This window comes from Desulfuromusa kysingii, assembly GCF_900107645.1.
In the GTDB taxonomy this organism is placed as follows: Bacteria; Desulfobacterota; Desulfuromonadia; order Desulfuromonadales; family Geopsychrobacteraceae; genus Desulfuromusa; species Desulfuromusa kysingii.
The window spans coordinates 1-25,419 of sequence record NZ_FNQN01000005.1 but is presented as its reverse complement, the minus strand read 5'-3'; the positions used below and the strand labels follow the sequence as shown (position 1 = coordinate 25,419).

Annotated in this window: 21 protein-coding genes and 1 pseudogene; 11 read left to right on the top strand and 11 right to left on the bottom strand. The window is 43.4% G+C overall.

The window, feature by feature from the left end:
• Position 1: 1 nt before the first annotated feature.
• The 7 genes from BLU87_RS09070 to nosR all read left to right on the top strand — a co-directional run bounded on the left by BLU87_RS09070 (position 2) and on the right by nosR (position 11,726).
• Positions 2-1,569, top strand: a protein-coding gene (locus tag BLU87_RS09070; protein ID WP_425429686.1) for an IS3 family transposase whose coding sequence is annotated in 2 segments (ribosomal slippage) — positions 2-482 and positions 482-1,569 — 1,569 coding nt in all. Because the reading frame shifts where the segments join, the coding sequence is not laid out codon by codon here.
• 933 nt (positions 1,570-2,502) lie between these two features.
• On the top strand, positions 2,503-4,362 hold the full coding sequence (locus tag BLU87_RS09060) for an ATP-binding protein (protein WP_139167516.1): 1,860 nt from the start codon (positions 2,503-2,505) through the stop codon (positions 4,360-4,362).
• An 11-nt stretch (positions 4,363-4,373) separates the two neighbouring features.
• Positions 4,374-5,648 carry a sensor histidine kinase gene (locus BLU87_RS09055; protein ID WP_175498329.1) on the top strand — a complete coding sequence of 425 codons (1,275 nt, stop codon included), beginning with the start codon at positions 4,374-4,376 and terminating at the stop codon, positions 5,646-5,648.
• 360 nt (positions 5,649-6,008) lie between these two features.
• Positions 6,009-6,854: an HDOD domain-containing protein gene (locus BLU87_RS09050; protein WP_092347118.1), complete on the top strand. Its 846-nt coding sequence runs from the start codon at positions 6,009-6,011 to the stop codon at positions 6,852-6,854.
• Between the two features lie 669 nt (positions 6,855-7,523).
• A complete protein-coding gene (locus BLU87_RS09045) occupies positions 7,524-9,500 on the top strand; it encodes a sensor histidine kinase (RefSeq protein WP_092347115.1) in 1,977 nt (658 codons plus the stop codon).
• Positions 9,493-10,347 (top strand): response regulator, encoded by an 855-nt coding sequence (locus tag BLU87_RS09040; protein WP_092347112.1) that lies wholly within the window; start codon positions 9,493-9,495, stop codon positions 10,345-10,347. Before BLU87_RS09045 ends, BLU87_RS09040 begins: the two co-directional genes overlap by 8 nt.
• Before the next feature lie 23 nt (positions 10,348-10,370).
• The gene (nosR, locus tag BLU87_RS09035) at positions 10,371-11,726 is read left to right on the top strand and encodes a response regulator c-di-GMP phosphodiesterase, NosR family (protein WP_092347109.1); all 1,356 of its coding nucleotides are present in this window, start codon (positions 10,371-10,373) and stop codon (positions 11,724-11,726) included.
• Between the two features lie 197 nt (positions 11,727-11,923).
• On the opposite strand, the gene BLU87_RS09030 is transcribed toward nosR, so the two are convergent.
• The 7 genes from BLU87_RS09030 to BLU87_RS09000 all read right to left on the bottom strand — a co-directional run bounded on the left by BLU87_RS09030 (position 11,924) and on the right by BLU87_RS09000 (position 17,929).
• Positions 11,924-14,611, bottom strand: a complete 2,688-nt coding sequence (locus BLU87_RS09030) for a hybrid sensor histidine kinase/response regulator (RefSeq protein WP_175498328.1) — start codon at positions 14,609-14,611, stop codon at positions 11,924-11,926.
• A gap of 362 nt (positions 14,612-14,973) precedes the next feature.
• Entirely contained in the window at positions 14,974-15,300 is a 327-nt protein-coding gene (locus BLU87_RS09025) for a TfoX/Sxy family protein (protein ID WP_092347103.1), read from the bottom strand.
• Positions 15,301-15,565: 265 nt separating this feature from the next.
• Complete coding sequence (locus BLU87_RS17415; RefSeq protein ID WP_217637471.1) at positions 15,566-15,742, bottom strand: hypothetical protein; 177 nt, start codon at positions 15,740-15,742, stop codon at positions 15,566-15,568.
• Between the two features lie 14 nt (positions 15,743-15,756).
• Positions 15,757-15,978, bottom strand: coding sequence for a Rieske 2Fe-2S domain-containing protein (locus tag BLU87_RS17860; protein WP_092347100.1), 222 nt, complete (start codon positions 15,976-15,978; stop codon positions 15,757-15,759).
• Positions 15,975-16,415, bottom strand: coding sequence for a DUF3795 domain-containing protein (locus BLU87_RS09010; protein WP_092347097.1), 441 nt, complete (start codon positions 16,413-16,415; stop codon positions 15,975-15,977). Before BLU87_RS09010 ends, BLU87_RS17860 begins: the two co-directional genes overlap by 4 nt.
• A 105-nt stretch (positions 16,416-16,520) precedes the next feature.
• Positions 16,521-17,057: a TetR/AcrR family transcriptional regulator gene (locus BLU87_RS09005; RefSeq protein WP_217637470.1), complete on the bottom strand. Its 537-nt coding sequence runs from the start codon at positions 17,055-17,057 to the stop codon at positions 16,521-16,523.
• Positions 17,058-17,347: 290 nt separating this feature from the next.
• Positions 17,348-17,929 (bottom strand): helix-turn-helix domain-containing protein, encoded by a 582-nt coding sequence (locus BLU87_RS09000; protein WP_092347091.1) that lies wholly within the window; start codon positions 17,927-17,929, stop codon positions 17,348-17,350.
• Between the two features lie 182 nt (positions 17,930-18,111).
• Here BLU87_RS09000 and BLU87_RS08995 point away from each other — a divergent pair, with 182 nt between their 5' ends.
• From BLU87_RS08995 to BLU87_RS08985, 3 genes are all read left to right on the top strand, one after another.
• Positions 18,112-19,725: a hypothetical protein gene (locus tag BLU87_RS08995; protein ID WP_092347088.1), complete on the top strand. Its 1,614-nt coding sequence runs from the start codon at positions 18,112-18,114 to the stop codon at positions 19,723-19,725.
• 204 nt (positions 19,726-19,929) lie between these two features.
• Positions 19,930-20,730, top strand: coding sequence for a DNA-binding protein (locus BLU87_RS08990; protein ID WP_092347085.1), 801 nt, complete (start codon positions 19,930-19,932; stop codon positions 20,728-20,730).
• Positions 20,731-20,839: 109 nt separating this feature from the next.
• Positions 20,840-21,391: a recombinase family protein gene (locus BLU87_RS08985; RefSeq protein ID WP_092347082.1), complete on the top strand. Its 552-nt coding sequence runs from the start codon at positions 20,840-20,842 to the stop codon at positions 21,389-21,391.
• Between the two features lie 77 nt (positions 21,392-21,468).
• Here the strand turns inward: BLU87_RS08985 and BLU87_RS08980 are convergent, their stop codons facing one another.
• The gene (locus tag BLU87_RS08980; RefSeq protein WP_281242537.1) at positions 21,469-22,020 is read right to left on the bottom strand and encodes a transposase; all 552 of its coding nucleotides are present in this window, start codon (positions 22,018-22,020) and stop codon (positions 21,469-21,471) included.
• Between the two features lie 552 nt (positions 22,021-22,572).
• Between BLU87_RS08980 and mobI the strand changes: the two genes are divergently transcribed.
• On the top strand, positions 22,573-23,103 hold the full coding sequence (gene mobI, locus BLU87_RS08975; protein WP_092347076.1) for a conjugative transfer protein MobI(A/C): 531 nt from the start codon (positions 22,573-22,575) through the stop codon (positions 23,101-23,103).
• A 46-nt stretch (positions 23,104-23,149) separates the two neighbouring features.
• On the opposite strand, the pseudogene BLU87_RS17960 reads toward mobI, so the two are convergent.
• From BLU87_RS17960 to BLU87_RS08960, 3 genes and pseudogenes are all read right to left on the bottom strand, one after another.
• A pseudogene (locus tag BLU87_RS17960) lies at positions 23,150-24,225 on the bottom strand (IS256 family transposase); the annotation flags it as partial.
• Between the two features lie 213 nt (positions 24,226-24,438).
• Positions 24,439-24,945, bottom strand: coding sequence for a GNAT family N-acetyltransferase (locus BLU87_RS08965; protein WP_092347073.1), 507 nt, complete (start codon positions 24,943-24,945; stop codon positions 24,439-24,441).
• 189 nt (positions 24,946-25,134) lie between these two features.
• Positions 25,135-25,419 (bottom strand): tyrosine-type recombinase/integrase (locus BLU87_RS08960; protein WP_175498327.1); only part of this gene is annotated, 285 nt, incomplete at its 5' end.

Here is a 25,419-nt window from a genome sequence, read left to right as displayed (position 1 = left end):
CATGTATAACAAAGCATACCGAGCCATTGTGGTTCAGAAGGCAACTGGCCCTAATGCTCCTACTCTTGAAGCCTTGGCGAAAGAGTTCGATGCTTCTCTTGCATCCATTTACCGATGGGTAAAAGCCGCCGCAACGGTAGAGTCTGAGCCCGACGTTCCAGAAGTTGAACCCATTTGCCTGCCAAAGCCGATTAAAATGAAACGACCACAAGACTGGAATCCCGAAGAGAAACTGGCAGCTGTACTTGAAGCAGCGTCGTTAACCGATGCAGAACTGGGTGCCTTTTTGCGCAACAAAGGTCTGCATGAAGCCCATTTACAACAGTGGCGCGAACAGATGCTGTCTGGGTTGAAGCCCATTCCGGTGCAAAACAAAAAGAATGCTTCAGAAAGTAAACGTGTTCGGGAGTTGGAAAAGGATCTCAGACGTAAAGAAAAAGCTTTGGCTGAAACAGCGGCCTTGCTGGTTCTCAAAAAAAAAGCCCAGGAAATCTGGGGGGACGAGGACGACGACACGGGCAGTTAGAACGGCAACGGGTTCTTGGATTGATTGATGATGCAGTCACCCAGGGTTCCAGACTGAATCCGGCCGCCCAAGTCTTGGGGCTGACGGTTCGCACTGTACAGCGATGGCGGCTCCAGTCAGGAGGGGATGATAAGCGACATGGTCCCCTGACCGCACCGGCAAACAAACTGACTCCCGCCGAACGGCAGCAGGTTTTATCGGTGGCCAATTCGCCAATGTATCGGGAACTGTCTCCGAAGCAGATCGTTCCCCGGCTCGCTGATCAAGGCAGGTACATGGCTTCGGAGTCGACCTTTTACCGAATTTTGCGAGAGACGAATCAACTGTCCCATCGGCAACGAAGTCGCCCGGCAACACACCGTCGCCCGAAAGAGAAAACGGCAACTGGACCGTGTCAGGTGTGGTCTTGGGATATTACCTACTTGCGCTCCACAATCAGAGGTCAGTTCTTTTATCTTTACATGATCCTGGACGTCTGGAGCCGCAAGATCATTGCTGCAACCGTTTTCTCCAAAGAGTGCGGAGATAATAGCGCACTGCTGTTCGTCAAAGCGTTCCACCGACACGGCGTTGACCCAAACAGCTTAACCCTGCACTCTGACAACGGCAGCCCGATGAAAGGATCGACGATGCTCTCGACGCTCCAGCGACTCGGCGTTGTTCCGTCGTTCAGCCGACCCGGAGTCAGCAACGATAACCCATACTCCGAGTCTCTGTTCAGAACTATGAAGTATCGGCCGGAATATCCATCGCGGCCGTTTGAAACCGAGAAAGAAGCCCAGGAATGGGTCGATGTCTTCGTTCATTGGTACAACACCGAGCACCTGCACAGCGAGATTCGTTTCGTGTCTCCGAATGATCGACATTATGGTCAGGATATTGCCAAGCTGAACAAGCGCAAAGATGTTTACGAGCAGGCTAGGAAAAACAAACCTGAGCGTTGGGCGAATCAGATTCGTAACTGGTCGCCAATTGAGATCGTTCGACTCAACCCAGAACAAAAAAGGCCCTCCGAAGAGGACCTGAGATCAAAAGCGGCATGAATGAATTGAGGCGACAACTATCTTGACACCCGCCGCTATGGTTGGTTGATTTCAGGCTTTCATAACTGCCAAGTTTTGATAAAGCCGTGAGCATCTAGGATACTGATGACAATTTAAACTTATAGGATAAATTAGCTCAGTTCATTCAAAAGCTTAAAGTAAATTAGAATTGTTGACCTTTTTCGTTTATTCACTTAGTTTTTTGAAAAAGTGAACATTAATAAAATCGATAAGATAAAGACTAGAGGAACCAAATGATACAAATCCATCCCCCCTCTCTCTTGGGCCGTAAAAGGGCAGCTAAAGACTGAAGGATGGCCATAAATGTTCGAGATTTTTTACGTCATCTCTGTTTGTAGAGGTGGTGTTTTTAAATTTTGTAGAACAATAGATGGGTCATGAAACGCTATGAAGATCAAAAAGAAGTTTAAACTCATAGTTGAAGGGCAGGACTCTTTTATCGAACCTTTACTCTTATTTGTGCTGGAGATATTTCTCTGCCATGGAGTGAAGTCTATATAAAAAGACTCTTGTCGATGGCAGTATTACCGCAACTTGGATTGCCAGTTATGACTGGGTCGCATTGATCGTAACAAAGGGCAACTTTCTTATCATTTCTCCTGAACTAATAAATTTATACAACAAAGACATTTGGAAGGTACTAGGTTCCGCAACTAATGGCTCAGTTATCAACAAGGTTGAGCAGTCCTTAAATCTTATTGGTTCGGAGATAGACAAAGAAACGTTCGTACACTACGGCATTGGTAGGAAACTATAACCTTGACAACACGATCTAAAATAAAGCGCAACGTACCACTCATACTGATTCTGCTGATTCTCCTGTTGGGGTTCTCTTGGCATATCTTTAATCATCATGAGACCGATAAACAACATAAAGCCTTTAACGATGATATCCATAATGCTGAAGCCAAAATGTTGTTGGGTCATACGGTTGTTGTTGATCTTGTTCAGGTGGCTCAAAACATAGGCCTCTATCGGTTAGAAGGGAAAGAACAAGGACAGTTCTTGCTGATAGACGCGTTAGCCATCATAGATGACATTGATCGAGTCCTTGATGTCTTGATTAACGGTGGCGTTTTGATAAAAAAAATCCCAACGAATATCTCGGAGTTGGAAGAAGCCAACATGGACGTTTCTTCTCGTCCACCACAGATACGGGCTTATGATCTGGATGCCCTCGTTTTGCGCACACAAGTTCAGGATCTGAAAGAAAAAATATCTACAGTGCAGGAGACTCCAAGACTTAATTTTTCCCAATTTGGTAAAGAGCTTAGCTTTCTTATCGATAGGATTGAAGAGGATGCGAATAAACTGTCTGTTGACGCGCAAACAACTTTACTTCATTTACATGAGAAAAGAGAGGCATTGCTGGTAAAAAGCAGTAAAATGGCCTTGATTGATGCCCTGTTCATACTAAGCGTCATCAGTGGTCTGATAGTTTTAGTTTTTAAACAGATTGGTAATGTAAGATCACAACTTGAATATTCAATCGTAGAGCTCAAGACAAGAGAAAAAGAATTGAATGAAAAAAACGAACTAATTTCTCAATTCAATGAGTCACTTGAAGAAAAAGTTCAGCAAAGAACTGAGCAGTTAAGGGCTGAAAGTGATGAACGAAAAAACATTGAAGCACAACTGCTTGAAACCAGAAAATTTGAGGCCATAGGTCAGCTTGCAGGCGGGATAGCCCACGATTTCAATAATGTCCTAACCATTATCTTAGGTTACGGTAGTTTGGTGAAACAAAAAGTTTTGTCTGATGAGAAATTAGTGCAAGATGTAAATACAGTAATAACGGCAGCAAAAAAAGCCGAAGGACTAACACGCCAACTTTTGGCTTTCAGTCGAAAGCAGATCTTAAAACCGACAGCGGTCAACTTGAACCTCTTTTTGGCTGAGTCAGAAAAGCTTCTAAAGCGCTTGCTCCGTGAAAATATCGTGTTGTCAGTCTGTGCCGCAGAGAAGCCGATTGTTGTTACCGCTGACTCAAGTCAACTGGACCAGGTACTGATCAATCTGGTTGTTAATGCCCGGGATGCGATTGGTGAAAATTCTGGGGAAATTCGATTTTCAATCAGTCAGTCTAGACTTTCAGAAGAATTAGTCGCTCAGTTCCCACAGGAAGCATCGAAGCTCTACGGTCTTATCACCATTGAAGATAGTGGTCACGGTATTTCGAAAGAGATACAAGATAAAATCTTTGACCCATTTTTTACAACGAAAGGTCAAGGTCAGGGGACCGGCCTTGGTCTGTCAACAATTTATGGAATTGTCAGGCAATCAAATGGGTATATTTCTCTCCAAAGTGAAGTTGGGAACGGCACCAAGTTTTTTATTTTTCTTCCCTTAACAGACAAAGAAGCGGTCGCTTGCAAAGTACCCGATAAAACAGGGCTGAAAAGAGTAACCGGTAAAACCATCCTAGTCGTCGATGATGAGGAAGGGATCCAGAACATCATCGCACAAGTCCTCATCAACGCCGGCCATATTGTCATATCAGCCTCAAATGGACAGATGGCTCTTGATCAATGGAAACAAAACCCGCAGAAAATCGATTTACTTCTTACCGATATCGGCATGCCAGGGATGACTGGAATTGAACTGGCTGAACAAATGACCGACGTTCGGCAGGATCTTCCTGTGATTTTTACCTCAGGCTACGGAGAATTCCACAGCGGTGAGACCGCCATGCTTAACAAGTACAAATATTTTCTCCAGAAACCATTTGAAACTATATCCTTATTTAATCAGCTAGATGAAATCTTTTTATAATGGAGGGACTGATGATTAAAAAAATTCTCATCGTTGATGACGAAGAGATGATTCGTGAAATGCAGAAACGCTATCTAGAAGACTATGGTTATCAATGTTTTCTGGCTGGAAGCTATGACGAAGCTTTAATTTTGATTGGACAACAGTCCATTGACTTGGCGTTGTTAGATATCAATATGCCGGGGCAGTCGGGGATTGAACTGTTGAAGGAAACTAAAAAACGATTTCCCGATATCGTGATCATCATGTTAACAGCGGTTGATGACTTTAATCTGGCTGAACAATGTCTGGATCTTGGTGCAGATGATTATATCATTAAGCCATTCAGTCTAAGCAGAGTCCTAGTCAGTGTGAAAAATGCCCTTGAGAAACAACGCTTGTTTCTAGCTCAACACTCTTATCAGGAAGACTTAGAAAGTCAACTTGCCAAGAAAGTGGAAAAGCTTAAGGCCTCTCAAGCGATGCTTATCCAACAGGAAAAATTGGCTGCAATTGGGCAGCTTGCCGCCGGAGTTGCTCATGAAATCAACAACCCCGTCGGTTATATTTCTGGCAATCTTTCATCAGCGAACAAATACTTGAGCAAACTGATAGGCTACTTTCAGCAACTGGATGAAATACATAAACAGCTACCCGAAAACCTGAAGCTACAGATTAAGGCCAATAAGAAAAAGTTTAAAGTAGATCTTGTCATGGAAGACCTTGCCGATTTGTTCGCTGAATCCCTTGAAGGAACCGACCGGATTAAGACAATTGTTCATGGCCTGAAAAGTTTTTCCCGAACAGACTCTGAGGAACCAGAATCTGTAGATATTAATGAGTGTATTCAAGACGCATTAACGATTGTCCAGAATGAAATAAAATACAATATCAAGCTGGAGCAAAACCTTGGCAAACTCCCAAGCATTATTGGATATCATCAGCAACTGGCTCAGGTCTTCATGAACCTTCTGGTCAATGCTTCGCATGCCATTGAACAGGAAGGTGTTATCAAAATAAAAAGTTATCTCAGTGATGAGATCATCATTGTCACAGTGACCGACAACGGTTGTGGCATCCCCGAAGAAAATTTGAAAAAAATCTTTGACCCTTTTTATACTACCAAAGAACCTGGCAAGGGGACTGGTCTGGGAATGAGCATTACCAGTGAGATCATACAAAAACACGGTGGGGAATTAGCGGTGCAAAGCACCGTAGGGCAAGGAACAGAATTTACCATATCATTACCTACGATGTTTTTTGGAAAAACCGAGACCGATCCTATTTCTAGGGGTATTGATATCTAACGAAGAGCCGAAATGGATATCCCTCTTTAAGAAATATATGTGCCGATTCAGTTCATCAAAAACCATGATTTAACTGATGGAACGAATTAAGAGATGATTATTGGAACACGCATGAGACAGTCGAATCCGTTGATATTTCGATATGCTAATAATAGCGGTATTGAAGGCTCTGAATGTAATGTGATTGTAGCGAATTTGGACTGTTTTAAATTCAATCTAAACAGACACACCAACTTCATTCTGTGACTAGCAATAGACCAATAAAGATAGTTAAATTGTTACTAGAAGTAAATTAAATCAACCTAATTAAGGCAGTGTTGGTCTTTTGACTAAATACCCGCTCAGAATCGGAGAGTACCAATGAAGGAAAGTTTTCAGAGTATAAATTTTGATTTAGATAATTTGCCAGCTATGCCCACAGTTGCTGCGCAAATGATGGAGTTAGTCAATGATCCAAATGTTTCAGCTAGGGCTATTACAAAAGTCATAACAAAAGACCCATCAGTTGCAGCGCGAGTATTGAAAATTGCAAATTCATCTTTTTATAGCATGACTCGCCAAGTAACAAGCCTTCCTACTGCGATTGTGCTTCTTGGCGAAACGACGCTTAGGAATCTAGTTCTGGCGACAAGTTTGAAAGGGATCAATCTGACTTTTGGTTCGCTAGAAAAAATGCTTTGGCAAGATTCAATAGTTTGTGCTCTGGCATCTCGTTATCTGTCCTGCAAGCTAGCAATCGCCGATCCAGAAGAAGCTTTCATTGCTGGGCTTTTTAGGAATATCGGCTTAATTGTTCTGAATAATCAGAAGGGCATACCTGCCGAGTTTATCTTTCGCACCCTACAATCAAGCAGGAACAACATGGCCAAACAAGAGCGTGAAATCTTCGGTGCCACTCACGCTGAGATAGGGGCTGCTGTGCTTGAAAGTTGGAAACTTTCAGATACCCTTTGCCTCGTGACTTTGCATCATTCAGATGTTCAGTTCGAGCAGGAACCAAATGCTAACGTCATTAACTTGACCTCTATTGTGAATATTGCTGATCAATTGCCTGGTTATTTTGGGGTTTTTGGGCGTCCCATCGAGCTGAACTTACAAAACTTGTCTGGTCCACAACGGTTAAATCTTGATTTGGAGCAACTGAGCGAACTGATTGAAGGGTTTCGTGTGATTTTCGAAGAGAATCGCAAGGACTTTCTGGCATAAGTCAAAAGATGATGGAGAAAAATTGCAGCAACAGTTTATTCCAACGACCTGAAGAGTATTGTTTCAGTCTTGCTTTTTCGTACTGGTGAGCAAATATTGTGATTACTGGTCCTGAAAGGAAAATGGTCTTTTTGTAATGATCAGATCACCGAATCTCTCACTCGTTTTAAACTGGTTCGCAAGAATGTTCAAAGCCTTAAAATGTTTTCCTAGGTAAGCCAGACAGAAGAACAGCATGTTGATTTCAATGAATGCCTAAAGAACACCATTGCAAGTATCTGGAGCGAGCTCAAATATAAATTACAGATTTTTACGACAAGTTTGCTGCTGCAATATAATCGGAATTAGCAAGTTTTTTATAAATATTATGAACAACAGAACCTTGGTGACGGTAAAGAATGGTTTGATTCGTGTCCATTTTTGGTTCGAGGAAGAAACGATATTACTCAGTCTCTCAGATAACAAATGAGAGATTCCAAAAGAAAATCAGCGATGAGACTTCTAGCCTTTTTTTACAACCTAGCTACCGCGAGAAAGGACGGAGCTCGGTATGCTTGTCGGTTACGAAATAATCAAGCGCTATGGGAGAGTTATGAGGATTGAACCTGAAATTAGACAAGGCACGATGTTTGTCATCCACTTACACTTGAGCCGGAAAAGGCTAACTTCATGAAACTGCGAACAAAGGTAATGATGATTCTGGTTCTCAGTGTTGTTGTTGTCATGGGGGGGAGCGGTCTATTTTTTTTAGAGCAGTATAAAGCTGCGTTTCGTAATTCTGTATACGAATCGATTAATTCCATTGCTGAGAATACCGCGCAATCCCTAGCGGATTATTTACGAATTCAGCATGACGTAGCAAAACATATCGGGATAATGATACCTCCCGAGGTTATCAAACACCATCAATTCACTTGGATAGAAGAATATTTTTCTAAATATTTTAAGGATTTTGATCAATTTACAAATGGATTTTTCTTTCTTGACAAGAATGGCATTTTACAGGCCGATTACCCCGTCCACCCTGAGTTACACGGCAAGGATTTTTCCTTTCGTCCCTATTTCCAAGAAACTATGGAAACACAACAAGGGATTATCGATCAACCTTATCGCTCAACCCGGACTGATGAAGGGGTACTGACATTTACTGTTTATTTGAAAGATGAAAATGATGAACCGCTTGGGATGGTGGGTGCTTCAGTTCCACTTGAGGCAAACGATATCTTGGGTAAGATCAGAACTAACAGAGTTGGTAAGACCGGTTATAGCTATGTTTTTGATAAGACTCGGTTAATGGTTCTGCATCCTAATGCCGAAAGAATACTGACCCGGGATGTGCCAGTTGGTGCCAACAAGATGTTCGATGCGGCAATAGATGGTTTTGCCGGTACGGCTGAAACAGTGACCTCCAAAGGGATCAAAATGTTTGTTGCTTTCCAACCTGTCTTGATGACGGATTGGATTGTCGCTACCCAAGTTCCGATTGCGGATGCTCTGGCACCGTTGTGGGCAAATCAGCAGTTGTTTATTTTGTTTATTTGTCTCGGTAGCGCCAGTTCGGCACTGGTTGGTTCATATTTTGTTCATCGCAGTATGCGGGACTTGGAGACTCTAGAATCTATCACTGCAAATTTGTCGATACCGGAGAAGACGACAAAGAACATAGAGGAAGCTTTGGTTGCTGAAACTGAAAAGCTTGAAATCCTGTCTAAACATGTGGAATTTGGGCCCCTCAGCAGAATCATCAACGAACTTTACCACCGGTTGGTGGGATCTTTCGTCGAGTTGCAAGAGATTACAGGTAAGTTAAATGATGCCTATCAGCTGTTGAAGTCAAGTCAATCACAAATTTTACAACAGGAAAAAATGGCTTCAGTCGGGCAACTCGCAGCCGGTATTGCACATGAAATCAATAATCCGATGGGATTCATCAACAGCAACCTATCAGCTATGAAACGTTATCAAGGTAAATTCTCCAAATATATTCATCAGTTGGAGGATTATCTTGATCTTGTTGCACCATATGAGGTTCTGAACCAGCAAAAAGGTTTAAAAAAAGATCAGAAAATAGATTACATGTTTGAAGATATTGAGGATTTGATCGATGAGTCGATAGAAGGTGCCGCGCGTGTCATAAAGATCGTTCAGGATTTAAAAAGTTTTTCCCGTCTGGATCAATCAGATTTTGCCAAGGCTGATATCAACAAATGCCTGGAAAGTACCATTGCGATTGCGTGGAACGAAATAAAATATAAAGTCACGTTGGTTAAAGAGTATGGTGAAGTGCCCATGATTGATTGTTATCCGCAACACCTGAATCAGGTTTTTCTCAACATTCTTCTCAATGCTGCGCAAGCAATCCCAGATACTGGAAATATCAAGGTTAAGACTTGGACGGAACAAGATAAAATCAACATCAGTATCAGTGATAATGGTATTGGCATCCCTGAGGATATTAAAGAACGGATATTTGAACCATTTTTTACTACTAAGGATGTTGGCAAGGGAACGGGGCTCGGGATGAGTATCTCCTATGAAATTATTAAAAAACATAAGGGAAGAATAACACTAGATAGCCTTGAAGGTGTCGGGACGACATTTAGGCTCGAACTGCCTTTGAAAAGTGAGGGGATGACCAATGCCTAAAGACATTAAGATTCTCTGTGTAGATGATGAAAGAAATGTTTTGAAAGCCTTTCGTCGCCTGTTCATGGATGAGGAATCGTTTGAAATTTTGCTTGCTGAATCAGGCAAAGAAGGTTTGGAAATACTTAAAAGTAATAATGACATCCGCCTGGTCATCTCCGATTACCGGATGCCCGAGATGACCGGGGTTGAATTTCTGCGGCAAGTGAATGAAAAATGGCCGGAAACAATTCGGATTGTGTTGTCAGGCTATGCGGATACGGTGGCAGTAGTCGAGGCGGTCAACCTTGGACAAATATACAAATTTATTCCAAAACCTTGGGATGATGAGGAATTATTATCAACTATCAAAGTAGCCTTGCAGCATCAGGAATTACGTTGGGAAAATAATCATCTGAATAACGAACTGAAGAAAAAGAATTTAGAACTTGAGGAGATGAATATTGAACTGAAAAAAATGAATGGGAACCTGGAACATCTAGTAGCAAAACGGACTGAAGCTTTGGAGTTACGCAACCACGTGTTGCAATTATCACGGGGTATCCTGAATATCCTGCCTGTCGCTGTCTATGGCATCGATGCAGAACAGATGATTGTGCATTGTAATGAATATGCCCTGGAATTATTTCCTTGTGGCAAACTTGGACCTTTAGGGCATGACCGACAGGTTGTGTTTTCTGCAGATATAAATCTATTACTCGATGGTTTAGAAAAAGCGAAAGTGTCAAAGATGGTTTTGAACATGAACAACCAAAAGTTTTACTGTGAAGCACGACGACTGCATGAGAGGTTATCACAGGGAAGCGTATTGGTTCTGATTCCTGAACTTCATTTCAATGGCCAATAAGATCATCTATTAGAGGTAATAATATGAGCGAAAAAAAAGCTCCTGAAAAAATGATTAAAATTTTATTGGTTGATGATGAAGTCAATATAGCAAAAGCACTGCGCAGATTGCTAATGGATGCAGATCTGTATGAGATTTACATTGCCAATTCAGGGGCTGATGCCTTGACTCTATTGACCAAGCATTCAGACATTGGTGTGATTATCTCTGACCAACGCATGCCTGAGATGACGGGAGTCGAGTTTCTGCAAAAAGCCCGGGATATCGTACCTGAAGCAATCCGTATACTGTTGACTGGGTATGCAGACATTGAAGCATCCATTGCAGCGATTAATAAGGGAGCGGTATTTCGCTATCTGAGTAAGCCTTGGGATGACAATAGTATTCTACAGGCGGTGGCCGAGGCAGCGAGAAATTTTTGGCTGGTGGCCGAGAACAGACGACTGAATGCCCTGGTTTTGAAACAAAAGGATGAGTTGCAAGAGTGGAATCAGAGATTAAAACAGCGCGTACTTGATCAAACTGCAACGATCAGAGCTAGAGGCGACGAACTTAGCATAAGTAATAAGTTACTGAAGAAAAGCTTTGATGAAACGATTAAAACTTTGGCTGGGCTATTCGAGTTGCGGGACAGCCGTGCTTCTGGACACAGTCGTAATGTTGCCGAGCTTGTTCGAGCCATGGCAGGCAAACTAGGCTTGCCTGAAGAGGAAAAAAATCAAATTTGTTCTGCTGGGCTTCTGCATGACATTGGAAAGATTGGCATCTCTGATAAAGTACTGGTCAAGTTGCCTCAGGAACTGGATAGCCAGGAACGTCAGGAATATCAGACTCATGTCATTCGGGGGCAAACAGCTATCGATATGGTTCCGACTCTGCGTGAGGTAAGTGTGCTGATTCGCCATCATCATGAACGTTACGATGGAAAGGGTTTCCCCGACAAGTTAAAAGGAGACGCGATCCCATTAGGGGCGCGTATTATCTGTGCGGTGGATATGTTTGAACGTAAACTCAATCAATTTCCAGAGTGTGATGCCTTATCTTCCGCCTTAAACTCTCTGGAAATGGAATGGGGGACGTCACTGGACCCGACAATGAGAGCGGCTTTGGAGGAGAGTGCACAAGAAGTTTATACCTATCTTGATCTTTCATCTGAAGTGATTGAAATAAAGATCGCTCCTAAAGACTTGAAACCAGGAATGCAATTAAGACGAGATCTTCACAGTGGCACCGGAGTTTTATTGCTGAAGCAAGGTATTATTTTTGACGAAAATTCCATTGATGCGGTAAAGCGTTGTTTTATGATTGATCCTTTTGAACGCGAAATTTGTGTCATGATCAAGCGAGACGAGTTGAATGTTTTTTGTGAAAGTGTCTGATGAAAAGCTGAAGATAGATTGGGGTTCCACCCCGAAATTACGGACACTTCAAAATAGCCTGTAGTGGCTTCAAGGAGACCCGGTACCGTTTGTAAACGTAGCAGTTTTGAAGTATCGCTCAATTAAGTTTATTAGAGACGTGAAAAAAACATACAATAAGCAGATAGCCGGCAATCTACTAATATAATTACCAGAAACTATTCCTTCTTCCTATCCAGAACCTGTCTTATTATTTGCAGTAAGGCAGAAAGTTCTAGCGGTTTCATCATAAAGGCGTCAGCTCCTAGTTTCTTGGCTTCTGCTTTATCAACTTTGCTACTATATCCAGTACAGATAATGGTCGGAATACTAGGTTTGATTTGTTTGAGTTTGTTGATCAATTCTTTCCCGGTCAATAAGGGCATGGTCTGGTCAGTGATCACAAGGTCAAAGCTGTCAGCATCGGTCATGAAAAGTTGCAAGGCTTTTTGGCTCTCCGTGACCATTGTTACTTGATAACCCATCTCTGTAAGCATTTTACTTCCAATGTCAGCTAGCATTTCATCATCATCAATAAACAGGATTCTCTCTGCACCTTTGTATTCTTCTTCATCACTGTTTTTTGGTGCTGAAACTTGTGGTTGTGCTGTAACCGGGAAAAATAGATCAAAGGTCGTTCCTTCACCAAGGTGACTCTTGACCTTTATTAAACCGTTGTGTTGATTGACAATTCCCTGAACAGTTGAAAGCCCAACGCCTGTTCCTTCATTAACCGGTTTGGTGGTGTAAAAGAGGTCAAAGGCTTTTTCAATAGTTTCTTTTGCCATGCCACAACCGGTATCAGTGATACTGAGCTTAGCGTAATGTCCCGGGTGGGCATCATACATAGAGGGAATATCTTCTTTCTGTACATCTTCTGTCTTCAGACAAATAGTGAGATTTCCTTTTTCATCCATCGCCTGCATAGCATTGTTGCAGAGATTGATCAGACATTCTTGCAGTCGTGAAGCATCTGCATGAATGGTTGCATTTCGTCCGTCTTCAGTGACCGTTGTTTGTACATTGATCGTTGCTGGCAGGGTGGCTCGAAGCAATTGAAGTGTTTCATCCAATAGCACGGAAAGTTGGATAGAGGTTTTGTACTGGGTGTCTTGACGGCTGTAGAACATAATCTGTCTGATCAGATCCCGAGAGCGTAAGACGGCAATCTTAGCGTCATTCAGATAACCAACCATTTCAATATTTTCCGGTAATTTCTTTTGAGCGAGCTCAATGTTACCGAGAATAATAGAGAGGTTATTGTTGAAGTTATGGGCCATTCCACCGGCCATGACTCCAACGGCTTCCATCTTGTGTTTTTGATTGAGCTGAGTTTCCAGTTCCTGCCGTTTTTCGTCAATTTGCATCCGTTCAGTAATATCTATCCCGAACGAAAGTAAACCAAGAACTGCTCCTGCTTCATCTTTGAGGGTATTGTTGTGCCACTCTATCATCAGTTGTTGTCCATCCTTAGTCTCAATAGGATAGATCTCTCTGTTGACATCAATGTTTGCAATAGTTTTTCTGAACTTCGCGCGGAGTTCCGTATTGTCTGCTGGTGGTAAAAATGTATCGAACCAGTCGTTGCCTTTAACTTCAGTCTCTTTGTATCCGGTAATTGACTCCATATAGGGGTTAATTTTTTTGATGTGACCATTTACATCTAGGATCAGGATAATTAATTGAGCTGTATTGATTAGAGTCGTAGAAAAGGCCATCTCTCTTTGAAGGGCTTTTTCTGTCAGCAATTGTTTACGATAGGCGACAATCATATTCCGGCTTGTATAAAACTTTACAGAAGCTACCACTGCAAGAAGTCCGAAAATGAAAGCTAAAACCGCAAACAATGTCACTTTGTGCTGCTGATAGAACGAAGGGGGACGATTGACGATGATGCTCCCTTTGGGGAGTTTACTGTCAGGGATGGAGAACTGTTTTAATTTGACATCATCAAACATATAAATTTGGGGGCTATCATACAGTTTTGATTTGATCTCGTTCTTCTCTCCCATTAACACTTTTGTCGCAATCTGCCCCGCCAATGCTCCATGCTCAGAAAGTTTCATCACCTTGCCACCAATAAACCCGTGGTTGAGGCCAAACTCCCAAAAACCGAACAGCGGAGCAGAACTTGCCGCGGACAAGATTTTCAGGGCATCATAGTTGTTATGAAATTCTCCAGAAAGACCTTTGACATAAGACGTGAAATAAATTATTGCAGTACCCGTAGGGAGGTTTTGAATGTTTTCTAGTAATACTTCAAGGGGTTGATCAACCCAATAGTCAAAGACCGCTTGCTTTTCGTAGTTGCCGATCTCGGTTCGGAAAGCTTTGCTGTTCAGTGTGCCCGTTATGGAGGTATCATGAATAACGATGACTTTCTTTGTTGCGGGAAAGAGCCTGAAGATTAGCCCGACTGTCTTTTTGAAGCTGAGACGTTCATCTACACCCCAAAAATTATTTTTCCCTTCCAGACGATTAATATCAAAATTGTTCGTTCCACAAAAGATAACCGGGACATCAGGAAATAGTGCAGCATAGTTTTGTTCAACAAAATTATATGCGTAATCATCGGATGCAAGAATAAGGTCAAATGGACGGTTTTTGTATTTGTAATTCAGAAGTTGAAAGAGGGATTCGTCATAGAGTGGACCTGAATAGTTTTTTGAATCAAGATATTCAAATTGAAATTGGGCTTCTGGAATCTTCTCAGTTATGATTCGTTGGAATCCCTGAATAAGACTATCTGTTCCGGGATGCCCTTGATTATAAGAGTTCAAAATAAGAATGTGGGGAGAATTAACTGTAGCGGACAGGGAATTCAGAAATAATAATTGCAACAATAACGTGATGAGCAGTACACGCACATGCCAAAAACACATCCACCAGTGACGAAGTTGCATACATAAAACCAATCGGTTAAAGGAGAAGCAATTTTCAAACATGATGGTCTAGTGACAACTATATCCTAAAACAAAAAAATATTACGACATATGAGATCCGTTTAGTGCAAAGTGGACTATTAATCCTTAGCTCATCCAAGAATCCATTATGAGGCAACTTCTAAGAAAGCTTCAGCCCGCATGTGCAGGTTGAGGCTGCGTTGATCATGAAACTTACGCGGTTTGAGACATAAAAAAGGCAAAAGCCTCGGTTAAAACCGGGGCTTCATTTTTGCGACAACTTTTGGGGCGGGGAATGCCAAAAGTGTATTATCTCGCAGGAAAAATCATTTTCGCTTCTGTTGAATGGATAGCGACTCTGCTGACCATTCTATCAACTCTTCTGGATCTTCCAAAATGTCTGCAGGGATCTCAAAGTATGACACACTGGTTGGTCTCTCAGGGAACGGTTTAAAAGGAGAGGACCCTGATTCCTCATACTTTCCACGGTTTGTTTCATCAACCTTTAAATAAGCAACATCATCAAAAACGAGGCCGAACATCTTGCCGTGACGGTAGAGACCGGCACCGCCAAACATTCTTTGGGTAGAGACGTCGTCCCACGCCGAAAATTGATCGAGAATATATTCAAGAAAGTCGTTTGATACGGACATCGAATTAGGCGCTTCTTCGCAAATATAATCTTGAGGCAATGTAGGATGCGACGACCGTTTCAAGCAACGCCATCGGTAGAACGACAATCAAATCACCCCAACTTGCCAGGAACATATTTGCCGAACCGACCCAGTACAGCACAAAGAAAAAAGCCCAGGACATAACACCACTGATTAAAATGGATTTGCTATTGTTGCCGAAAACCTGAGCACACAACCAAAAAAGGAAAACGTACAAAGCAGTGATCAGGGTATCCTAAAATCCTCAGACGGCCAGAATTTGCAGATCCCAGATTGTGCCCATTTCAGGAATAGAGGTAAAGTACTCCTGCATTTGTGGTCTTACATATCCAAAGTAGCGGACCAATTCGGAGATGTTGACCCATATGCTGGTGAGCAAGGCGATTACGACAAAATCTTTAACAACAAACTTTTTATCCATCTTCTCGCATCCTATTATGAAATCGAAATGATCAATTTTCCCTGATCGTTTTCTACGGGGAAACTCTTGATCGAATGACGAGCAGGACCAGCCATTTTCTCGCCGCAGCAATCAAAGGTTGAATGGTTGACGCTGCAACACTGCACAGTGTTTGTCCCCGGAACAGGGTCTAACCGCCGATGACCTATATGGGTACACCTGTTGTGATAGGCTCGATATTCTCCATCTCCTCCTATAAAAGTTCAGGGTCTTTACCGTAGGCAAACTTCCCCATGAAGTATTTCTGCTGAATCATTGCAGCCTCCTCGCCCCAAGCTTCAATGCCGATAAGCTTGATTCGGCTTAAATTGTAGAGCTTGGTGTTATGTGGCGCACGATCTGCCATATCTACGACCGGCATCAAGTATTCACAGGGGAATTCGTTGCACTCAGAGCAATTATGTAGCTCCTTTTCTTCGACACAGTTCTTAGTCGCACAGCCCGTACAATCGGTTAAAGCATTTTCGAAAGAACAGCCTCTTTCACTTCTGCAACCATCACAGGGAACTTCTTCAACCGCCAGACCTATACCCGCAGCCGTCTGCTGAGCTAGTTCATCGGTAATATTGTCTTTGTGGTACGCGCAGGCCCAACAGGGCAGTCCACATGGTGCGGTCATTTGTTTTACATCCATTTCGTTTCTCCTTGAATTGCCGTTTTGGAACGTTTGTTCCGAATTGGGTAAAAAAATAGGCCTGATAAACAGGCTGTTCAGTTTCAAGCGAATCTGCCTAAACAATCATGAAAAAACCACATTGATGGTACTGTCTGCCATTGTCTGCAACGTAGCTGCGTCCATTGTCGTTCTAGCCATGACATTTATCCCAACAATAATTGCAACCAACATGTGGACCAAATCTTGAAGGTTTTGGCTTGAAGAAATTTCTCCATCGGCTTTAGCTCGCTCCAGCAGAGCCAAAAAAGCCTCGTGGAAGCCTTTTCCCGACTCATTGACAATCTCTTTTATGCGCTGATCGTGAGGGTCCAGAGTAGTCGTGGTGTTGACCATAAGGCAACCACTCGGAGTCGATTCATCAAGGCAGGTTGCAATCAAATGATCGAAAAACAGCGTCAGCCCTTCTTTTGCGGTTCGTCCTCGCTGTAACTGGACTAAACGAACGCCAGTGATGCTGCGGTTATATTCTTTGATTGATGCCTCAAACAGCGCCTGTTTATCGCCAAAGGTTTCGTAGAGGCTGGAACGGCTTAGGCCGGTGGCTGCAAGAAGGTCAGGAACCTTCGTGGCTTCATAGCCTTTTTGCCAAAAAACATGCATCGCACTCTTGAGTGCCTGCGCTTCATTGAAATTCCGTGGTCTCGCCATAAGCGAGACAATACGCGTTCCGGAACAATTAGTCCAGAAAAGAACTTGAACAATCCTTGCTACAGTAATGGACTTTGCATCTCATAACTATGGAATTGTTGTACCGATCTTTGAAGCCATCATAAACCACGTATTTCCTTCTCATAAGTTGATTCAAAATAGATCGCAAAACTCCCTAGAAGTTCCTAACAAGATGGCAGATATCAGGACTTCAAATAGATTTCAGTGATCAACTATTGCACTCAAACTTCAAAGGTCCTGACAACCCTGAGGATTTTACCCAACACAGTTCGATTCTCTGCCGGCACAATCTGATCATAGATCGGGTTATCAGCTGCGAGAACCATTTGGTTGTTCACCCGAGACAAGCGTCTGACTTGGACAAGCCCTGTCTCAGTCAGACAGAGAAGCAGATCCCCTAAAACGGGTTGATGCTGTTGAACGACCACAAAGTCCCCCTGCCGAACCTGGGGTAACATCGCCTCATCTTTCACTCGATAAGCATAGTCACCCTCCACAGCAGGGATATCAAGCACGGTGCTGCGCTGTCTCTGATCCTCAGGCAGATTCAATTGTGACGCATCATAAACAGGGATAGATGGTTTTATCGCACTCTCTGGAGCGGCATTGTCATTGAGTAACCAGTTCAAATCCACCCCGAACAAGGTTCTCAGTCCGACTAAGACATGAACATCCGGGGACTGGTTGCCTTTTTCCAAACGGTTCATGGAAACAGGACCAATACCGAGCTTTTCAGCAAAGGCCTTCTGCGATAATGCCGACTCCTCTCTGACCTTCTTTAACTTCTGAGCAAAAACCGTCATATCTTCCTCATCATTCTCTCTCTTTAAAAAAAATGTCCGATCCGGACAGGAAATTCACCTATTTCTACCACAATAATTTATTCCCCTCAAATTAATTATTTCTCTTGACATTAGTTCATTATTTATTTATGTCTCAGTTATTTATTTAAAGTTAATTTATTCCTCTAAAAGAAAGGTATTACATGAAACAGTACAAACGCACTGAAGCCGAATGGAAAGCCTACCTTCATGAACACAACATTGAGTTGATCGACTATGACTGCCCGACGACTAAAAGCACGGCGATGCTCACGTTTCAATGTCTCACCTGTGGCACAGAAGAAACGGTCCGTGCTGACAATCTGGCCAGGCGCAGGAATACCCCCTGCCAAACCTGTGCAAACTACCAGCGATACACAACGGCCAGTATTAAAGCTCTGATTGAACAACATGGTGGCAGTTACATCTCCGGCGACGTCACAGGAAAGATGTCCACCGTTCACCTGCGCTGCCAATGTGGTGCTGTCACTGTTAAGTCTGCACATGACATCAGAAGGCGGCCGAGCAGCTGCAAACATTGCCGCAACCAGCAAATATCGATCACCCAACTGCGAAATAACAGAAATCGAGAGAGAGCCTTAGCGATTGCCGAAGAGCGTGGGGGGAAGTGCTTGACGGAAGAACAAATGTTTTCAACCCGAGAGTCTCTCTCCTGGCAATGCAGTCAAGGACATCAATGGCATGCCAATTTGGACAGCGTTGCAACACAGGGAACCTGGTGCCCTTCCTGCCAGTCAAATATTGCCGAAAACATGGTACGGGCAATCTTTGAGGCCACTTACCAACGTCCCTTCCCGGTCTCCCGACCAGACTTTCTGGCAACCTCAGGGTCGTCACTTCATCTGGATGGCTATAATAAGGAATTGGGTTTGGCCTTCGAATGCCAAGGCAGTCAACATTATCAGAAGAACAATCGTTTTCATAAATCAAGAGAGGATCTCTACGCACAGATGGAACGGGATGCATTGAAGGCTGTGCGCTGCCAAACCAACCTGGTCATGTTGGTGACCGTTCCCTACTCTGTGACCGACAAAGGCCTTGAAGAAACGCGAAACTTCCTCGCCAAAATGCTGATGGAAACAGGGATAATGGCCCTGCACGATCCGCGAGATGTGAAGATTGATCCGCGTAAGATTTATGATACCTATGCCGACGCTCCGTTTCTGGATTTCAAGAAGATCGTTGCGGACAAAGGGGGATCATTTGAGAGCCATGACTATGCGGGTTTAACGAAACCCTTATCTGTCCGTTGTGAAAACGGGCATCGCTTTCAGGCGCTCCCCTATTTAGTCAGGAACGGCCATTGGTGTCCTGAATGCGCCGGGAATAAGCGCCTGACACTGGATCATATCACGGAGCAATTACAGCAGGAAGGATGGTCTTTGGCAGATCCTGAGCAGCTGTCCTATACCAATGCGCATCAACCCTTAGAGATGTTCTGCCAGCATGGTCATCTCGTGACAAGAACCTGGAACAAATGGCAGCAAGGAAAACGGACATGCAGTGAATGCCAACGTTTGGATCGGGCCCACGAGTTTGTCGACAAGATGAAACAACGGGGCATCGACATGGATGTCAACCTTTCGACATACCAAGGTGAACGGCAACCTGTCAGGGGAATTTGTCGACATTGCGGTCAGGAAACAACGTTGCCGGTTGAACAATGGAAAAACCGCTCTCTGACACCCTGCTGCTCAAAACCACTGCCGGCCTACCATCGTTGTCACCTTAAGACTCAAGAGTCTTGTCCAACCTGACACCTCGGCCCCCGGTCTTTATGGCCGGGGGCATCATAATGATTTATGGAGGGGGTCAACAAAAGGCACTTTTTCCGGTGTTTTTACACCTCTAGCGACAAATCTTCAGGGTTAAACTGGTTTCGATGCAAACAGTGCAGTGTAACGTGACAGTGTAACGTGACGGTTTGTTACTGTCACAGTCAGTAAAAAGAGGATGAAACCATGAAACAAACAGCAACGTATGAAAAGGTCTGTAAAGCCTATCTCAGCTTGAAACAACAAGGGGAAAAACCGAGCGTTAGAAAGATCGTTGAACTGATCGGGGGCAGCAACTCCACAGTCACACCTCTGCTGCGCCGTTTTGAAGAGCAGAGGCGTCGAGAGCAGGAGCTCAACTGTGTCATGTCTCAGGAGTTTCGTGATGCCTACATCAATGACGTGATGGCGGCGATCTCAAACGCGAAAACAGAAGTGAAAGAGGACTTAGATTCGGCTCTGAATAACGAACGTCTCCTTTTAGAAAATCTGCAGACAGCGGAAAAGACCATAAAGCACCTCGAAATGCAGCTGTCTGAGACCAGCGCCCTGGTAGAAGACCAAAACCGATCTGCGGATTCACAACAAGCGGCCCTGAAACAAAGGGTGATAGACCTTGAGCAGGAGAAGCAACAGCTCTATCAAGAAAGAGAACTCTTACAGAATCAGATTGTCACAATGCAAGCCTCCCTTAGCGAAACCACACTCCTGCTTGCGCAAGAAAAAGATAAAACCCAATCGCTCACGACGGAACGATCCTGTCTGCAAGAGACCGTTGAAAAACATCAAACTCACGTCATCACATTGGAAAAACGTGTTGAAAAAGCGGTTGCCGAACTGGAATTCACAAAAGAGCAACTCAATAGCATGAAAGAGGATCTGCAACGTGCTGAGCAAAAATTGGACAGTGAACGCGACAAGCGCATTGAAGTCGTCAAACAGTTGGCGGGATTACAGGCAAAATCACAGGACTCAACGTCTCAATAGACCGTGCTCTTGTGGGAACAAACTCACCCCCCTTTCCAATTTACCAATAGAGTTGTTGTGACCTTTTGGGAAGGAATTCTCACAGGGTTTAAAGCTCAAGGAGAAATATATGGCAATCGTTGGCTATGCCAGAGTCAGTACAACGGATCAATCCCTTGATATTCAAATCGAGCAACTGAAGGCAGCTGGTTGCAAGAAGATTTTTTCAGAAAAAGCTTCTGGGTCTAAGTCGGACAGGGAGCAGCTTAACACCCTGCTCGAATATGTTCGCGAGGGCGATACTGTCATCTGTACCAAAATGGACCGGATTGCCAGGTCGACGAAGCATCTGCTGAATATCGTCGATAGACTTAAACAACAAAATATTGCCTTTAAAGTTCTGAACATCAACCTCGACACAGCCACACCGACCGGCAAACTGATGCTGACTATGTTAGGGGCTATTGCTGAGTTTGAACGAGAATTGATGTTAGAGAGGCAAAAAGAAGGGATTCAAAAAGCCAAAACTGACGGCAAGTACAAAGGACGAAAGCCTACAGCCAGAATGCAAAAAGACAAAATCCTTGTGTTACTTGGTCAAGACAAGAAAAAAGCCGATATTGCCAGAGAGTTAGGAATTGGCCTAAGTAGTGTTTACCGAATCATCAATGACATGAAATAAGCTGAAATAATCTTTGCGGAATGGCATCCACTATAAAAAGAAAGCCTGTAAAGTATTTTATGTAAATGTCCCGCCGGTTAGAGTTGCGGCATCTGCCCTTCAAACATAATTGAAAACTGGTTCAGTGCCGAGCGCCAATGGTGGATCGGCATTGTCCATTTTTTTGAGATATTTTGTAACGCCAAGGACATCAGCCTGATCATCGATTCATCTTTGGGGAACGATCCCCGGTTTTTTGCCACTTTACGTAGCGACATATTAACCGATTCAATTGCGTTGGTCGTGTAAATCGCCTTGCGAACATCTGGCGGATAGGTGAACAGCGGCGTAATCCGTTCCCAGTTGTTCCGCCAAGACTTGCCGATGGTCGGATGGCTACCGTTCCATTTTTCCTCGAATAGTTCAAGGTGATATTCTGCTTCTTCGAAGTTTGCAGCTGAGTAATGATCTGGATCTTTAAGTTCGAGCTCAATGTCCGCGTCCGACATTCTCTGAGCCTTGAATTGTTTTCGTAACTCAGTCTGACGCTGATCGAACAGGTCACTGGCCCTGAACAGCATACCGAAGATATATTCTTTATACTCATTGGCATCCATGCTGCCACGCAGTTCATCACAAGCAGTGAGCAGGAGGTTTTCGAGGCGAGATAAGGTCTATTTCATATCAGTTAATTACTCATTATTTCAGAAAATTTTTGACCGCAAAGTGAACATGTGAGGGGCAATACATTGTAGAAGCTGGTTTTCATACATACCAGTATAGAAACAAAAAACCGCCGGAGTTAAATTCATCATTCAATTGGTATTTGTCATATGTCGATTAGCGTCCCCCCCCCCCAACTCAGAAAAAGTCTTTTCTATTTCTACTATAGCAACATAGTAAAACCCTTGAGAAATTTTCAGTTATTTACAATCGCAACCAACACTCCAAACATTTAGATTCTCACCGTCTGATAAAAAGCGGAAAAAACGTCTTTTACAGACTAATCGCATCCTTATTTTATGAAAGAATTATTCAACTCTCAAAATATGGAATAACAAATTATCTCAGATCACTAGAGACAATGAAAAGTTTTCCCCCAAGAGAAGATAGCCGAAAAGAAGGTCAAAAAGCTCTTTGGGAATTTTTTTGTTCCCCATAGAGATAATAGTTTGGAGAAATAAATACTATAGGAGATTTTTATGAGTGATGGCGCAGATCAAGAAAATATTGAAGGTACCACATTAGTTGAAGGTTCAAAAAATTTCTCGGGATGGGTAGATTCTTGTGTAGCCGATATCAATTCGCGGATTGTGGCATTAATGGATGAGGCCATAGACGTTGCTACTGTTTTCTGGGATTTTAGATATTGTGAAAACTGCAAGCGTAGAGGTAAATTTAAACACACTAGCAAACTGGGAGTAAGGGTAAGAAACAAAGGCAAATACTACACGATCGAGTGGTTTTATAACGAAATTGTGAAAGATAAAAAGGGCAAATATATTCCTGTGAGCCACTATCTCAAAAAGGGCACGAACAAGTCTGTCTACAGTGACAGCACACTGATCCGAAGATGTCAGCCCTGGGAAGTGGAAATGGTCCTTGAGATTGAGAAGCGTCTTGCTTTTTATCGGGAAACTTATTCTGTCTTAGTTGCTGTCCGACGCGACTTAAACAAACTGCAAAAGGTGATCCGTGAGAGGAATAAAGGTGATGACAGTAATAAAGTTTAATGGGATTTAGAGCATGTAAAGTATTTTTGTGTAAATGGCTCGCTGGTTAGAGTTGCGGCATCCGCCCTTCAAACATAATTGAAAACTGGTTCAGTGCCGATCGCCAATGGTGGATCGGCATTGTCCATTTTTTTGAGAAATTTTGTAACGCCAAGTACATCAGCCTGATCATCGATTCATCGTTGGGGAGCGATCCCCAGTTTTTCGTCACTTTACGTAGCGACATATTAACCGATTCAATTGCGTTGGTCGTGTAAATCGCCTTGCGAATATCTGGCGGATAGGTGAACAGCGGCGTAATCCGTTCCCAGTTGTTCCACCAAGACTTGCCGATGGTCGGATGGCTACCGTTTCATTTTTCCTAGAATAGTTCAAGGTGATATTCTGCTTCTTCGAGGTTTACAGCTGAGCAAATAGACTTCAAATCCGTCGCAACATCTTTACACTGCTTCCACAAAACATAGTTCAGACAGTGGCGCACCATGTGAAGCATACAGAGTTGAACTTGGGTCTCTGGAAAGACTGTCTCAATCGCTTTAGGAAATCCTTTGAGCTCATCGACACAGGCGACGAAGATATCCTTAACGCCCCGATTCTTCAGTTCGGTCACAACCTGTAGCCAGAATTTGGCTCCTTAGGTCTCAGCAGTCCACATCCCGAGGACTTCTTTAAGGCCATCCATATTTACACCAACCGCCAGATAAACGGCTTTGTTGATGACCTGATTATCCTGCCACATCTTAATGCGGATAGCATCAAGATAGACGATCGGCCAGACTTCATCCAGAGAACTATTTCTTCCTGAACAGCCTTGGTTACCTGTGAAACCAGAGTCGGTGAAATATCAACGCCGGACATCTTATCCAGGTGCGCCTGAATATCACGTGTCGTCATGCCCTGAGCATACAAAGCGATGATTTTATCGTCGAAACCAGTAAAGCGACTTTGCCCTTTGGGAAGGATCACCGGTTCAAAACTGGAATCACGATCGCGAAGGATTGTGATGTCGAGATTGCCAAACTCCTCTTTGATTTTCTTCTGGTAGCTACCATTGCGGGCATTACCGGTGTTATTGTTCGAGGGAGCGTTCTCCTCGTAGCCAAGGTGATCGGTCATCTCGGCTTACATCGCTCGCACCAGAGATGATCTGGTTGATCGTTACCGCCACTCGATGCGAATACTGTTTAAGACATGGCCTATAAGGTAGACCTGCTCTCAGACTGAAGAGCCGAAGAGACATTATCGCCAGTTTTAAACACATTCACGAAGCATCAAAGGGAGTGTTATGTCTTCAATTGTGAAAGATCGGTTGACAAGCCCAAAGACATTAGTTTGTTAGCCCTGCGCATTGAATGCATCATGGTAGGCAACGATGCCTTGTGGCAGGCGCGATCTAAAAGATAGTGCTTGAAAATACTCTGGAGGAACATCTGGTAAAATAAGATTTGGGTTAGGTTTGAAGCCGAAACGACTGTAGTATGCTGGGTCACCGAGAAGGACGCAGCCTGCGGCCCCAGTATTTTTAAGAGCACTGATTGCTTCATGCATGAGCTTTGATCCGACCCCTCGATTTTGACATTCTGGGATGACTGAGATCGGACCTAAGCCAAACCAGTCAGGAGTCCCATCAGATATAGAAATAGGGGATACGGCGACATGTCCGACTATTACACCATCCTCTTCCGCAACGAGTGAAATTGTAAGTGCTCTTGAGTTGCGCAGGGCCTTGACGATGAACTGTTCTGTATGACTAGTGTGCGGAGCTTCCCGAAATGCTGAGATTGTAATAGCATCAATCGCTGTATCATCTTCAGGTGTTTCATTTCGAATAATGACGCTCATTGCTTATTTCCTTGAGGGCTAACTATAAATGGACAGGTCTGTATAAAACTGTAAACAAAGACACAAACCTGTCTGTCTAAACTATTAACAAAACTCCCGCCAATCCGATATAATCGCCTATCATTTCTGCTTTTCACTTACTTTGTGTAATTTTAATAGCCTAATATAGGCAGACCTGCCTAAGCTGGCTTAAAGACCATCCAAAGGACTGCTGACTCCCTGTCCGCCCTTATTCAATACATGAGTATAAATCATGGTCGTGTTCACATCCTTGTGACCCATCAGCTCCTGGATGGTTCGAATATCATAACCACCCATCAACAAATGCGTCGCAAATGCGTGACGAAAAGTATGACAGCCGACCCTCTTTACAATACCAGCCCTGAAAACTGCCGACCTGACTGCTTTTTGAAGCAGTGTTTCGTGCACATGATGACGCCCTTCTTCCCCGGTTTTTTTGTTCTTCCAGCGGTT

Excerpts from the sequence above, each read along its gene's own strand:
- BLU87_RS09060 (WP_139167516.1), top strand. The coding sequence starts at position 2,503 with ATGTTGTTGGGTCATACGGTTGTTGTTGATCTTGTTCAGGTGGCTCAA.
- BLU87_RS09055 (WP_175498329.1), top strand. The coding sequence starts at position 4,374 with ATGATTAAAAAAATTCTCATCGTTGATGACGAAGAGATGATTCGTGAA.
- BLU87_RS09050 (WP_092347118.1), top strand. The coding sequence starts at position 6,009 with ATGAAGGAAAGTTTTCAGAGTATAAATTTTGATTTAGATAATTTGCCA.
- BLU87_RS09045 (WP_092347115.1), top strand. The coding sequence starts at position 7,524 with ATGAAACTGCGAACAAAGGTAATGATGATTCTGGTTCTCAGTGTTGTT.
- BLU87_RS09040 (WP_092347112.1), top strand. The coding sequence starts at position 9,493 with ATGCCTAAAGACATTAAGATTCTCTGTGTAGATGATGAAAGAAATGTT.
- nosR (WP_092347109.1), top strand. The coding sequence starts at position 10,371 with ATGAGCGAAAAAAAAGCTCCTGAAAAAATGATTAAAATTTTATTGGTT.
- BLU87_RS09025 (WP_092347103.1), bottom strand. The coding sequence starts at position 15,300 with ATGTCCGTATCAAACGACTTTCTTGAATATATTCTCGATCAATTTTCG.
- BLU87_RS17415 (WP_217637471.1), bottom strand. The coding sequence starts at position 15,742 with ATGGATAAAAAGTTTGTTGTTAAAGATTTTGTCGTAATCGCCTTGCTC.
- BLU87_RS09010 (WP_092347097.1), bottom strand. The coding sequence starts at position 16,415 with ATGGATGTAAAACAAATGACCGCACCATGTGGACTGCCCTGTTGGGCC.
- BLU87_RS09005 (WP_217637470.1), bottom strand. The coding sequence starts at position 17,057 with ATGCATGTTTTTTGGCAAAAAGGCTATGAAGCCACGAAGGTTCCTGAC.
- BLU87_RS09000 (WP_092347091.1), bottom strand. The coding sequence starts at position 17,929 with ATGACGGTTTTTGCTCAGAAGTTAAAGAAGGTCAGAGAGGAGTCGGCA.
- BLU87_RS08995 (WP_092347088.1), top strand. The coding sequence starts at position 18,112 with ATGAAACAGTACAAACGCACTGAAGCCGAATGGAAAGCCTACCTTCAT.
- BLU87_RS08990 (WP_092347085.1), top strand. The coding sequence starts at position 19,930 with ATGAAACAAACAGCAACGTATGAAAAGGTCTGTAAAGCCTATCTCAGC.
- BLU87_RS08985 (WP_092347082.1), top strand. The coding sequence starts at position 20,840 with ATGGCAATCGTTGGCTATGCCAGAGTCAGTACAACGGATCAATCCCTT.
- mobI (WP_092347076.1), top strand. The coding sequence starts at position 22,573 with ATGAGTGATGGCGCAGATCAAGAAAATATTGAAGGTACCACATTAGTT.
- BLU87_RS08965 (WP_092347073.1), bottom strand. The coding sequence starts at position 24,945 with ATGAGCGTCATTATTCGAAATGAAACACCTGAAGATGATACAGCGATT.